Origin of the sequence: Cellulomonas endometrii (genome assembly GCF_949769265.1) — a bacterium.
GTDB lineage: Bacteria > Actinomycetota > Actinomycetes > Actinomycetales > Cellulomonadaceae > Cellulomonas > Cellulomonas endometrii.
Genome location: NZ_CATKPC010000004.1, coordinates 139,648 through 152,154, shown reverse-complemented (window position 1 = coordinate 152,154; position 12,507 = coordinate 139,648). Strand labels below are relative to the sequence as shown.

At 76.4% G+C, this 12,507-nt stretch carries 9 protein-coding genes; all 9 read left to right on the top strand.

Going from position 1 to position 12,507, the window contains the following annotated elements; genetic code table 11:
- The first annotated feature begins 42 nt into the window (after positions 1-42).
- The 9 genes from QNH85_RS06620 (at position 43) to ftsZ (ending at position 12,504) form a co-directional block, all read left to right on the top strand.
- On the top strand, positions 43-1,668 hold the full coding sequence (locus QNH85_RS06620; RefSeq protein ID WP_282945419.1) for a UDP-N-acetylmuramoyl-L-alanyl-D-glutamate--2,6-diaminopimelate ligase: 1,626 nt from the start codon (positions 43-45) through the stop codon (positions 1,666-1,668).
- The gene (locus QNH85_RS06615; RefSeq protein ID WP_282945418.1) at positions 1,665-3,161 is read left to right on the top strand and encodes a UDP-N-acetylmuramoyl-tripeptide--D-alanyl-D-alanine ligase; all 1,497 of its coding nucleotides are present in this window, start codon (positions 1,665-1,667) and stop codon (positions 3,159-3,161) included. Before QNH85_RS06620 ends, QNH85_RS06615 begins: the two co-directional genes overlap by 4 nt.
- Positions 3,158-4,234, top strand: coding sequence for a phospho-N-acetylmuramoyl-pentapeptide-transferase (gene mraY, locus QNH85_RS06610; protein WP_282945417.1), 1,077 nt, complete (start codon positions 3,158-3,160; stop codon positions 4,232-4,234). The genes QNH85_RS06615 and mraY overlap by 4 nt, the downstream gene beginning before the upstream one ends.
- 2 nt (positions 4,235-4,236) lie before the next feature.
- Positions 4,237-5,694: a UDP-N-acetylmuramoyl-L-alanine--D-glutamate ligase gene (gene murD, locus QNH85_RS06605; protein WP_282945416.1), complete on the top strand. Its 1,458-nt coding sequence runs from the start codon at positions 4,237-4,239 to the stop codon at positions 5,692-5,694.
- 11 nt (positions 5,695-5,705) lie between these two features.
- Positions 5,706-6,938, top strand: coding sequence for a putative lipid II flippase FtsW (gene ftsW, locus QNH85_RS06600; RefSeq protein ID WP_282945415.1), 1,233 nt, complete (start codon positions 5,706-5,708; stop codon positions 6,936-6,938).
- Positions 6,939-7,024: 86 nt separating this feature from the next.
- On the top strand, positions 7,025-8,572 hold the full coding sequence (gene murG / locus QNH85_RS06595) for an undecaprenyldiphospho-muramoylpentapeptide beta-N-acetylglucosaminyltransferase (protein ID WP_346016295.1): 1,548 nt from the start codon (positions 7,025-7,027) through the stop codon (positions 8,570-8,572).
- Positions 8,533-10,026, top strand: a complete 1,494-nt coding sequence (murC, locus tag QNH85_RS06590; protein ID WP_282945414.1) for a UDP-N-acetylmuramate--L-alanine ligase — start codon at positions 8,533-8,535, stop codon at positions 10,024-10,026. The genes murG and murC overlap by 40 nt, the downstream gene beginning before the upstream one ends.
- A gap of 284 nt (positions 10,027-10,310) precedes the next feature.
- Complete coding sequence (locus tag QNH85_RS06585; RefSeq protein WP_282945413.1) at positions 10,311-11,129, top strand: cell division protein FtsQ/DivIB; 819 nt, start codon at positions 10,311-10,313, stop codon at positions 11,127-11,129.
- A gap of 139 nt (positions 11,130-11,268) precedes the next feature.
- On the top strand, positions 11,269-12,504 hold the full coding sequence (gene ftsZ, locus QNH85_RS06580; protein WP_282945412.1) for a cell division protein FtsZ: 1,236 nt from the start codon (positions 11,269-11,271) through the stop codon (positions 12,502-12,504).
- Positions 12,505-12,507 lie beyond the last annotated feature (3 nt).

Below are 12,507 nucleotides of genomic sequence, written 5' to 3'. Positions count from 1 at the left end.
TGCGGTCGCGGGGGTCACCGACCTGCGCGGTAGATTCTCCCTATGACGTCCCCGCAGGGCCGGCTGCGGCCGGAGCAGCCCCGAAGCCGCCGGGTCGCCGACCTCGCCGACGCCTTCGGGCTCCTCCGGGCCGGCGCGCCGGTGCCGTCGGACCTCGTGACCTCGGGCATCACCGTCGCCAGCGGGGACGTGCTCCCCGGCGACGTCTTCGTCGCGGTGCCCGGCGCGCACACCCACGGCGCCGCCCACACGCCGCAGGCGGTCGGCGCGGGAGCCGTGGCGGTCGTCACGGACGCCGCCGGTGCCGGGCTGCTCGCGGACCTCGCGGCGGACCAGCCGGCGCTGCGCGCGCTGCCCGTCCTCGTGACCGACGACCCCCGGGCCGTGGCCGGACCGATGGCCGCGTGGCTGCACGACCACCCGGGCCGTCGCCTCGCCACGGTCGGGATCACCGGGACCAACGGCAAGACCACCACCACCTACTTCGTCGACTCGGCCCTGCGCCGCGCGCACGAGCGCACGGTGGTCATGGGCACCGTCGAGCTCCGGATCGGCGACGAGGCGATCGAGAGCCCGCGCACCACCGTCGAGGCCCCGGTCGTGCAGTCGGTGCTGGCGCTCGGGCTGGAGCGCGGTGCGACCGCCGCCGCGATGGAGGTGTCGTCGCACGCGCTCGCGCTCGGCCGGATGAACGGCCTGGAGCTCGGCGTCGCCGGCTTCACCAACCTGCAGCGCGACCACCTCGACTTCCACGGCGACATGGAGGGCTACTTCCAGGCGAAGGCCCAGCTGTTCCGCCCCGGGCACGCCCGCCGCGGCGTGGTCGTGGTCGACGACGAGTGGGGCCGCCGGCTCGCCGCCGAGGCGGAGATCCCCGTCGAGACCGTCGCCACGCACGTGGGCACGCCCGAGGCGCAGACCGCCGACTGGGCGGTCGTCGACGCCGAGATCGGGCTGGACGGCGTGGGGTCGACCTTCACGCTGCGCGGGCCGGACGGCGTCGAGCACGCGGCGGCGAGCCCGCTGCCCGGGCTGGTGAACGTGTCCAACGCCGCGCTGGCCGTCGTGCTCGCGCACCGCGCCGGGGTCGACCTGGACGTCGCGATCGACGCGGTCGGCAGCTCCCAGGGCGTGCCGGGCCGGATGGAGCGCGTCATCGAGCGCCGCGGGGGCCCGTCGGCCCGCCCGCTGTGCCTCGTGGACTACGCCCACACGCCGGACGCGCTCGTCCTCGCCCTCGAGGCGGTGCGCCCGATCACGCCCGGCCGGCTGGTCCTCGTGTTCGGCTCCGACGGCGACCGCGACCAGGGCAAGCGCCCGATCATGGGCCGGATCGCCGCGCGCCTCGCCGACGTGCTCGTCGTCACCGACGAGAACCCCCGCTCGGAGGACCCCGCGTCCATCCGGGCGGCCATCCTCTCCGGGGTCCGCGACGAGCGCCCCGACCTCGCCGACGTGCACGAGGCCACCAGCCGCACGCAGGCCATCCACGACGCCCTCGACCTCGCGACGGAGCTGGACACCATCATCATCACCGGCAAGGGCCACGAGCCGACCCAGGAGATCGCCGGGGTCTTCCACCGGTACAACGACCGCGACGTGCTGCGGGCGGCCGACGCCGCCCTGACGGCGCGCGAGGGGCGGCAGGCGCAGGAGCAGCACGCGTGATCGCGATGACGGCGGCGCAGGTGGCGGCCGCGACGGGTGGCCGGCTGTCCCCGAAGGACCTGGACCCCGCGACGGTGGTGACCGGGCCGGTGGTCGTCGACTCCCGGCAGGTCCAGCCCGGCTCGCTCTTCGTGGCGCTGCCCGGCGAGCACGTGGACGGCCACGACTACGCCGGCGCCGCGGTGCGCGCGGGCGCGGGCCTGGTGCTCGCCGCGCGGCCGCTCACCCACGACGGGCCGGACGACGGCGGCCCCGTCCCGCTCCCCGCGGTCGTGGTGGACGACGTCGAGAAGGCGCTCGGCGACCTGGCGCGCGCCGTGCTCGCGCAGCTCCGGGAGGCCGCGGTCGAGCCCGGCGGCACCGACCTGCGGGTCATCGGCGTGACGGGGTCGGTCGGCAAGACCACGACGAAGGACCTGCTCGCGCAGCTCTGCGCGGCGGCGGGCCCGACGGTCGCGCCGGAGAAGTCCTTCAACAACGAGATCGGCCTGCCGCTGACCGTGCTCCGCGCGGACGAGCAGACCCGGTTCCTCGTCCTCGAGATGGGGGCGTCCGGCATCGGGCACCTGCAGTACCTCACGGAGATCGCCTCGCCGGACGTCGCGGTGGTGCTGGTCGTCGGGCACGCGCACCTCGGCGGCTTCGGCGGCATCGAGGCGGTCGCGCGGGCGAAGGCCGAGATCGTCGAGGGCCTGGTGCCCGGGGGCGTCGCGGTGCTGAACGCCGACGACCCGCGGGTGATCGCGATGGCGGAGAAGGCCCCCGGGCCGGTCGCCACCTTCGGGACCACGTCCGCCGCCGACGTGCGCGCCGTCGACCTGAGCGTGGACCGCGCCGGACGCGCGGCGTTCACGCTCGACGCCGGGCCCGTGCCCCCCGTCGAGGACGGCCCCGCGGGGGAGCGGCGCCGGGCCGACGTGCGCCTGCGCCTGGTCGGCGAGCACCACGCCCACAACGCGCTGGCCGCCGCCGCCGCCGCGCTCGCCGTCGGCATCCCGCTGGAGGACGTCGCGGAGGGGCTGAGCGCCGCCGACGCGCTGAGCCCCCACCGCATGCACGTGGTCGAGCGCGCCGACGGCGTCACCGTGGTCGACGACTCGTACAACGCGAACCCCGACTCCATGCGGGCCGCGCTGCGCGCGCTGGCCGTGCTGTCCGGGCGTGAGCGCCGGTCGATCGCCGTGCTCGGCGAGATGATGGAGCTCGGCCCCGACGCGCGCGCCGAGCACGAGGCCATCGGCCTGCAGGTCGTGCGCCTCAACATCGACCTGACGGTCGTCGTCGGCACGGGCGCCCAGGGCATCGCCGCGGGCGCCGTCCGCGAGGGGTCCTGGGGCGACGAGGTCGTCATGGTGCCGGACGTGGACGCCGCCGCCGAGCTGCTCGAGCAGGAGCTGCGCCCCGGCGACGTCGTGCTGGTGAAGTCCTCGCAGGACGCCGGGCTGTGGCAGCTCGGCGACCGGCTGACGTCCGGGACGGGAGTGCGCGCGTGATCTCCGTCCTCATCGCCGGCGGCGTCGCCATGGTCGTCGCCCTGCTGGGCACCCCGCTGTTCATCAACTTCCTGGTCAGCAAGCAGTACGGCCAGTTCATCCGCCAGGACGGCCCGACCGCGCACTACACCAAGCGCGGCACGCCGACCATGGGCGGCGTCGTCATCATCGCCGCGACGCTGCTCGGCTGGGCGGTGGCCGCGGTCGCCACCGGGAACCTGCCGAGCGCGTCGGCCGTGCTGGTCCTGTTCCTCATGACCGGCCTCGGCGTGGTGGGGTTCCTGGACGACTTCATCAAGATCTCCCGCCAGCGCAGCCTCGGGCTGTCGGCGCGGTGGAAGATCGTCGGCCAGGGCTTCGTCGGCATCACGTTCGCGGTGCTGGCGCTGCAGTTCCCCGACGCGACGGCGCGCACCCCCGCGTCCACCAGCATCTCGTTCATCCGCGACACCAACCTGGACCTGGCGTTCGCCGGGGCGACGCTCGGCGCGATCCTGTTCGTGGTCTGGGCCAACTTCCTCATCACCGCGTGGTCGAACGCCGTGAACCTCACGGACGGCCTGGACGGGCTCGCGACGGGCGCCTCGCTCATCGTGTTCGGGTCCTACGTGATCGTCTGCGTGTGGCAGTTCAACCAGCGGTGCGCCCTCACCGGGGGCGCGCGGTGCTACGACACCCGCGACCCGCTCGACATGGCGGTGGTCGCCGCGGCCATCACCGGCGCGTGCTTCGGCTTCCTGTGGTGGAACGCCAGCCCGGCGAAGATCTTCATGGGCGACACCGGCTCGCTGGCGCTCGGCGGGGCGCTGGCCGGCCTGTCGATCGTCACCCGGACCGAGGTGCTCGCGGCGATCATCGGCGGCCTGTTCGTCATCATCGTGATGTCCGACGTCATCCAGATCGGGTTCTTCAAGCTGACCGGCAGGCGGGTGTTCAAGATGGCACCGCTGCACCACCACTTCGAGCTCTCGGGGTGGGGCGAGGTCACGATCGTCATCCGGTTCTGGCTGATCGCCGGGCTGTTCGTCTCGCTCGGCGTGGGCATCTTCTACGCCGAGTGGGTGGCGGGCTGACCGTGGCCGGGGACCCCGCGGGGCTCACGCGCGCCCGGCTCGCGTCGGCGCGGGTCGTCGTCGCCGGGCTGGGCGTCTCCGGGCGCGCCGCCCGGGACGTGCTCGGCGGGCTCGGCGCGACGGTGACCACGGTGGACGACCGCGCCGCGGACGCCGACGCGCGCGACGTCCCCGCGTTCCTGGCCGGCGGCGGGCTCGAGGGCGTGGACGTCGTCGTCGCGTCCCCGGGCTGGCCGCCCGCGCACCCGCTGCTGGCCGCCGCGCGCGACGCCGGGGTGCCGGTGTGGAGCGAGGTCGAGCTCGCGTGGCGGCTCCGGGTCGACCGCGACACCGGCGACGGGCCCGCGCCGTGGCTGGCCGTCACGGGGACCAACGGCAAGACCACCACCGTCGAGATGCTCGCCTCGGTGCTGCGGGCCGCCGGCCGGCGCACCGCCGCGGTCGGGAACGTCGGCACGCCCGTCGTGCTCGCGGCCACCGACCCCGCGCTCGACGTGCTGGCGGTCGAGCTCTCCTCGTTCCAGCTGCACCACACCACGTCGATGGCCGCCCAGGCCGCCGTCGTGCTCAACGTCGCGGCGGACCACCTGGACTGGCACGGCTCCCTGGAGGCGTACGCCGCCGACAAGGGCCGGGTGTACGAGGGCGTCGAGGTCGCCTGCGTCTACAACGCCGCCGACCCCACCACCGAGCACCTGGTCCGCGAGGCCGACGTCGCCGACGGTGCCGTCGCCGTCGGCTTCACCCTGGGTGCGCCGTCGGTCGGGCAGCTCGGGCTGGTCGACCGGGTGCTCGTCGACCGGGGCTTCGCCACGCTGCGGCACACGCACGCCGCGGAGCTCGCGACGTTCGACGACCTCGCCCACCTGGCCGGCCCCGACGGGCTCGCGCCGCACGTCGTGCAGAACGCCCTGGCGGCCGCCGGCCTCGCGCTCGCGCACGGCGTGCCGCCCGAGGCGGTCCGGGAGGGCCTGCGCGCCTACGAGCCCGGCGCGCACCGGATCGCGACCGTCGCCGAGGTGGACGGCGTCCGCTGGGTGGACGACTCCAAGGCCACGAACGCCCACGCCGCCGCCGCCGCGCTCGCCGCGTTCGCGCCGGGCAGCGTCGTGTGGATCGCCGGCGGCCTGGCCAAGGGCGCGACCTTCGACGAGCTGGTCGCCTCGCGCGCGGACCGCCTGCACGGCGTGGTCCTCATCGGGGTGGACGCCGCCCCGCTCGCCGACGCGCTCGCCCGACACGCCCCCCAGGTCCCCGTCGTGCGCGTGGATCCCGGTGACACTGGGACGGTGATGACCCGCGCCGTGACCGAGGCCCGCCGCCTGGCGGACTCGCGCGCCGGCGACGGCACCACCGTCCTGCTGGCGCCGGCGTGCGCCTCGATGGACCAGTTCTCCTCGTACGCCGCGCGAGGAGAGGCGTTCGCCGCCGAGGTCCGCGCCCTGCTCCCGAGGGGGTGACCCCGGCCCCGATGGCCCAGACGACCCACGCCCCGGCCGACGCCGCGGCGACCCCGACGCCGTCGCGGCTCGGGCAGTGGAACAGCGCCGTGACGAGCTACTACCTGCTGGTCGGCGCCACCCTGCTGCTGCTCGTGCTCGGGCTGGTCATGGTGCTGTCGTCGTCCTCCGTCGAGGCGCTGGCGAGCGGAGAGTCCCCGTACTCGGTGTTCTTCAGCCAGGCGCAGTACGCCGTCATGGGGCTGCCGCTCATGTGGGTCGCCTCCCGCCTGCCGGTACGCGCGTACCAGCGCCTCGCGTGGCCACTGCTCGCCGTCGGCCTGCTCGCCCAGCTTCTCGTCTACACCCCGCTGGGCGTGGGCAAGGGCGGCAACCAGGGCTGGATCGCCATCGGCGGGTTCTCGGCGCAGCCGTCGGAGGCGCTCAAGCTCGCGCTGGTCGTGTGGCTCGGGGCGGTGCTGGCGCGCAAGCAGCCGATGTTCGACGACTGGAAGCACGCGGCGGTCCCGGCGCTGCCGATCGCCGCGGGCGCCGTCGGCATGGTCCTGCTCGGCCACGACCTCGGCACCGCGATCATCATGCTGATCCTCGTGGCGGGGGCGCTGTTCGTCGCCGGGGTGCCCATGCGGATCTTCGCGGGCGCGTCGGTCGCCGCGGGCCTCGCCGTCGCCGTCCTCGCGATCGGCAGCCGCAACCGCGTCAGCCGGATCACCGACTGGTTCAGCGGCAACTGCGACCCGACCGCCGGCTGCTACCAGACGAAGCACGGCCTCCAGGCGCTCGCCACGGGCGGCTGGGCCGGCCTCGGCCTCGGCCAGAGCCGCGAGAAGTGGTCCTACCTGCCCGAGGCGCACAACGACTTCATCTACGCGATCATCGGCGAGGAGCTCGGCCTCATCGGCACGCTGCTCGTGCTCGCCCTGTTCGGGGTGCTCGCGTTCGCGATGTTCCGCATCATCGCCCGGCACCGCGACCCGTTCGCGCAGATCGTCACCGGCGGCGTCGCGGCCTGGATCATCGGCCAGGCGCTGGTGAACATGGGCGTCGTGGTCGGGCTGCTGCCGGTGATCGGCGTCCCGCTGCCGCTCGTCTCGGCGGGCGGCTCGGCGCTGATCACGACCCTGGTGGCGCTCGGGGTCGTGATCTCGTTCGCCCGGACCGAACCCGGCGCCGCGGAGGCGCTCGCCGCGCGGCCCAGCGTCGTGCGGCGCTCGCTCGCGGTGATCGGCCGCACCCGTGCCTGACCGCCGGACCCCGCGGGCCCTGCCCGCACCGCACCAGCCGCACCGCCCGCACCACCGGCGCCACCGCGCCTGAACCGGAGGACCACGTGACCGCACCCGACGCCCCGCAGGACCTCCCGGCGGAGGGCTCGGCGGACGACGCGGCGGCTCGGCCCCGCGCGGTGCTGCTGGCCGGCGGCGGGACGGCCGGGCACGTGAACCCGCTGCTCGCGGTCGCCGAGGAGCTGCGCGCGCGCGACCCCGAGCTGCGGCTCGCGGTGCTCGGCACCGCGGAGGGCCTCGAGTCCCGGCTCGTGCCCGAGCGCGGGCTCGACATGTACGAGGTGCCGAAGGTCCCGCTGCCGCGCCGGCCCACACCCGACTGGTTCAAGCTGCCGCGTCTGCTGCGGACCGCGATCGACGCCGCCGGCGCGGCGATCGACGACCTCGGCGCCCTGGCGGTCGTCGGCTTCGGCGGGTACGTCTCGACCCCCGCGTACCTCGCGGCGCGGTCGCGCGGCATCCCGGTGGTCGTGCACGAGCAGAACGCCCGGCCCGGGCTCGCGAACCGGCTCGGCGCGCGCGGTGCGGCCGCCGTGGCCGTCACCTTCCCCGGCACGCGCCTGCCGCGGGCGCAGGTCACGGGGCTGCCGCTGCGGCCCGAGATCGTCCGCCTGCTCGCCGAGCGGGCCGCCGACCCGGGCGCCGTGCGCCGCCGTGCCGCCGCGGAGCTCGGCTTCGACCCCGACCGGGTCACCCTGCTCGTGACGGGCGGCTCGCTCGGCGCCGTCTCGGTCAACCGCGCGATCGCCTCGCAGGCGCGGGCGGTGCTCGCCACCGGGGCCGAGGTGCTGCACCTGACCGGCGCCGGCAAGGCCGAGGCCGTGCGCGCCGCGGTCCGAGGGGTGCCCGGCGCGGAGCGGTACCACGTCCGCGAGTACCTGGCCGAGATGGAGCAGGCGCTCGCCGTCGCGGACGTCGTGCTGTGCCGCTCCGGCGCGGGCACCGTCGCCGAGCTCGCCGCCCTGGGCATCCCCGCCGTCTACGTCCCGCTGCCCGTCGGGAACGGCGAGCAGCGGCTCAACGCGCAGCCCGTGGTCGCCGAGGGCGGCGGCCTGCTCGTCGCCGACGAGGCGCTGACGGGGGAGTGGATCGCGGAGCACCTGCTGCCGCTGCTCGCCCCCGCCGCCGCCGCGACCCGGCAGGACATGGGCGCCGCCGCCGCGCGGGTCGGCGTGCCCGACGCGGCCGCCCGGGTGGCGGACCTCGTCGAGGACGTGCTCGCGGACGCGGAGCGGCGGCTCGCGGAGGCCGAGCGGCTGGAGGCGGAGCGCCAGGAGGCCGAGCGGGTGGCGGCGGCGGAGGCGGCCGAGGCCGAGCGGCTGGCGGCGGAGGCGGCCGAGGCCGAGCGGGCGGCCGAGACGGAGCGCGCGGCAGCGGGGGTCGCGGCGGGTGCTGCCGGCGACGGCGGTGCGCAGACCCCGGCAACGGTGCCCCCGGGGCGGACGCCCCCGGTCCCGCGACCCCGTCGTGGACGCCAGCCCCCGCCCCCCCGCCCCCCGCGGGTCTCGCCGGGCTCGGCCGGGTGCACCTGGTCGGCGTCGGCGGTGCCGGCATGTCGGCCGTGGCGGGCCTGCTCGCCGCCCGCGGGCTGACCGTGTCGGGTTCGGACGCGAAGGAGGGCCCGGCGCTGGCGGGCCTGCGCGCGGCGGGTGTCACGGTGCACGTCGGTCACGACGCCGCGCACGTCGAGGACGTCGACTCCGTGGTCCTGTCGAGCGCGATCCGGGAGTCCAACCCCGAGCTCGCGCGCGCCCGGGAGCGCGGCCTGCCGGTCCTGCACCGGTCCGAGGCGCTCGCCGCCCTGATGACCGGGCGCATCGGCATCGCGGTCGCCGGGGCGCACGGCAAGACGACGACCTCCACGATGGTCGCCGCGGCGCTGACGGCGGCGGGGCGCGACGACGTCGTCCTCGACCCGTCCTACGCGATCGGCGGCACCGTGCTGACGGCCGACGGCGCGACCCCCGGGTACCGCACGGGTGCGGGCGAGGCCTTCGTCGCGGAGGCCGACGAGTCCGACGGCTCCTTCCTGGCGTACGCGCCCGCGGTGGCCGTCGTCACGAACGTCGAGCCCGACCACCTGGACCACTACGGGTCCGCCGAGGCGTTCGAGGCGGCGTTCGAGGCGTTCGCCGACCGGGTCCTCGACGGCGGCGCGCTCGTCGCCTGCCTCGACGACCCCGGCGCCGCGCGGCTGGTCGCGGCCGTCCGGGACCGGCTGACCCGGCGCGGCGTCCGCATCCTGACCTACGGCACCGACGCGGCCATCGGCACCGACGAGCACGGGCCGGACCTGGTGCTCGGCCCGGTGCGGCCCGAGGGCGGCGCCTGGCACGTCACGCTCACCTCGCGCTCCGCCGAGGTGCCCGGCGCGGACCTGACGCTGGCCGTGCCCGGCGAGCACAACGCCGCGAACGCCGCGGCCGCCTACCTCGCGGCGTGGGCCGTGGGCGCCGACCCGGACGCCGTCGTGCGCGGGCTGGGCGAGTTCCGCGGCACGGGCCGCCGGTTCGAGGACCGCGGCACCGTCGCCGGCGTGCGCGTCGTCGACGACTACGCGCACCACCCCACCGAGGTCGCCGCCCTGCTCCGCACGGCCCGCGGCGTGGTCGGCGACGGCCGGGTCCACGTGCTGTTCCAGCCGCACCTGTACTCGCGCACCCGCACGTTCGCCACCGAGTTCGGCGCGGCCCTCGACCTCGCGGACACCGTCGTGGTCACCGACGTCTACGCGGCGCGCGAGGACCCGGACCCGGAGGTCTCGGGCGACACGATCGTCCGGCAGGTCCCCACCCCCGGGCGCGCGGCCTTCGTCGCCGACCGGCACGAGGCGGCCCGCACGGTCGCCGCAGCGGCGGCGCCGGGCGACCTCGTCCTGACCGTCGGCGCCGGGGACGTCACCGAGCTGGGGGCCGTGGTCCTGGCGGCGCTCGACGCGACCTCCGGCGCGCCCGACGCCACGTCCGGCGCGCCCGACGCCGCGGCCGACGCGCTCGACGCAACCTCCGGCGCGCCCGACGCCACGCCCGGAGCGGAGCAGGCGTGACCCCGCAGCGCCCGCGTCCCCCCGCACCCCGGCCCGCGCCGCCGCGCGCGCGCCCGGGGTCGGCGGCGGGCGCGACCGCTGCGCAGCCCAAGGCCGGGCAGCCCAAGACGGGGCAGCCGAGGACCGCGCAGCCGAGGACGGGGCAGCCGACGACCGCGCAGCCGACCGCCCCGACCGCGTCGGTCCCCGCGTCGACGGCTCCCGCGGCTTCCGGCGGCCCGGCGCCGCGCGCGCCCCGGACGGCCGGGCAGCCGGCGACCGGGCGCCGCACCTCGGGCTCGGCCGTGGCCGCCCGCACCGGCGCGTTCCCGGTGCGGCCGCCCGTCGTGAGCCAGGGCTCGGCCGCGCGGTTCGCCGAGCGCGCGCGTGCCCGTCGCCGGCTGGCGTGGCGCCAGATCCTCATCGCCGCGGGGTCCGTGGCGGCGGTCGGCGCGCTGGCGTGGCTGCTCCTGCTGTCCCCGGTGCTCGCGCTCGACGCGGAGCAGATCCGCGTCTCCGGCGCGGGCACGGTGGTCGCGGTGGACCAGGTGCACGCGGTGGTCGACACCGAGGCGGGCACCCCGCTGCCGCGCCTCGACACCGCCGCGCTGCGCTCGGCCCTGCTCGACGTCCCGGGCGTCCGGGACGCGCAGGTCACCCGCGACTGGCCGCACGGCCTGTCGGTGGCGCTCGTGTCCCGCGAGCCCGTCGCCGCGGTCCCGGAGGCCGCCGACGTCGTGGCGGCCGCCGAGGGGGACGAGGCGGCGGAGGACGGGGGCTACGCCCTGGTCGACGAGGAGGGCGTCAAGGTCGGGCGCGCCGACACGCCGCCGGAGGGGCTGCCCGTCGTGGAGGTCCCGGTCGGGGAGGCCCGCATCCTCGCGGCGACGCTCGGGGTGCTCGAGTCCCTGCCCGACACGCTGCTGGTGGACATCGGCCAGGTCTCGGCGGGGACCCAGGACACGGTGCGCCTGGTGCTGCGCGACGGGGCCACGGTCGAGTGGGGGAGCGCCCAGGACCCGGCGCTCAAGGCGGCGGTCCTGCAGGCCCTGCGCACGGCACCGGACACGGCGGGTGCGGCGCGGTACGACGTGTCGGCGCCGACGATGCCGGTCGTCGGGTGATCCGGTCCCGACACGCGCGCGCCGGTCGTTGAACGGCTCGGTCGCGGCACATACCGTCACGTCTAGACAGAACTGACATAACTATAACCCTCTAGTTGAGGGTGAAGGTTCGTCGACATCGCAACGAGAGGCACCCACCGTGGCAGCTCCGCAGAACTACCTGGCGGTCATCAAGGTCGTCGGCATCGGCGGCGGCGGCGTCAACGCCGTCAACCGGATGATCGAGGTCGGCCTCAAGGGTGTCGAGTTCATCGCCATCAACACCGACGCCCAGGCCCTGCTCATGTCCGACGCCGACGTCAAGCTCGACGTCGGCCGCGAGCTCACCCGCGGGCTCGGCGCCGGCGCCGACCCCGAGGTCGGCAAGAAGGCGGCCGAGGACCACGCGGAGGAGATCGAGGACGTCCTGCGCGGCGCCGACATGGTCTTCGTCACCGCGGGCGAGGGCGGCGGCACCGGCACCGGCGGCGCGCCCGTCGTGGCCCGGATCGCGCGCTCGCTCGGCGCGCTCACCATCGGCGTCGTCACGCGCCCGTTCACCTTCGAGGGCCGCCGCCGCACCGTGCAGGCGGACTCCGGCATCGAGGCGCTGCGCGCCGAGGTCGACACCCTCATCGTCATCCCGAACGACCGCCTGCTGTCGATCTCCGACCGCTCGGTCTCCGTGCTCGACGCCTTCCGGTCCGCCGACCAGGTGCTGCTCTCCGGTGTCCAGGGCATCACGGACCTCATCACCACGCCGGGCCTGATCAACCTCGACTTCGCGGACGTGAAGTCCGTGATGCAGGGGGCGGGCTCCGCGCTCATGGGCATCGGATCGGCGCGCGGCGAGGACCGCGCGGTGCAGGCCGCGGAGCTGGCGATCTCCTCGCCGCTGCTCGAGGCCAGCATCGACGGCGCCCACGGCGTGCTGCTGTCCATCCAGGGTGGCTCCGACCTCGGCCTGTTCGAGATCAACGAGGCCGCGCGCCTCGTGCAGGAGGCCGCGCACCCGGAGGCCAACATCATCTTCGGTGCGGTCATCGACGACGCCCTGGGCGACGAGGTGCGCGTGACCGTCATCGCCGCCGGGTTCGACAGCGGCTCCCCGACGGTCCGGCGCGACGCCCGCGGGCTCGGCCAGGTGGCCGCTGGGGCGGGGGCCGGCCGCCCGGCGGCGATCCCGCCGTCGGCCGCGGTGCCCACGACGACCGCCGCGCACGCCGCCGTCCCGCCGCGCCCCGTCGGGCCGGACGACGACCGCCCGTCGGACGTCCCCGCGTTCCTCACGCCGGACCAGGCCAGCACCAGCCAGCTCGAGGTCCCGCGGATCTTCGAGGAGGAGGTCGCGCGCCGCAAGGACGACGACCTCGACGTGCCGGACTTCCTCAAGTAGTCG